1 protein-coding gene is annotated in these 309 nt (G+C 66.3%); it reads right to left on the reverse strand.

Translation table 11 applies throughout. The features are described 5' to 3' along the window. Positions 1-309 (reverse strand): Ig-like domain-containing protein (locus tag ACZ9XP_RS17905; protein WP_465188961.1); only part of this gene is annotated, 309 nt, incomplete at both ends.

The following is a 309-nucleotide window of genomic DNA, read 5'->3' on the forward strand; positions in this document are numbered from 1 at the left end:
TGGCGTTGATGGTGGTGTCCACACCGTGGGTGTGCTCGGTGGTGGCTTCGCCCACGTTGCCGGCGGCATCGGTGGCGGCCACTTTGGCGTCGATGGTGGTGTCGGCGGCCAGGTCGCGACCGGCCACAGCCACGCTGTACTCACCGGCGGCATTGACGGTGGTGGTGTAGTCGCGGCCATTGACGGTCAGGGTCACCACGTCGCCGGCTTTGAACTCGCCGCTGACGGTGCCGCTGACGGTGATGTCTTCATCGGCTTCGGCGGCGTTCACCACGTTGTCGGCGGTGATGTCGTTGACGCTGATGCTGG

The organism is Vogesella perlucida, assembly GCF_979366545.1.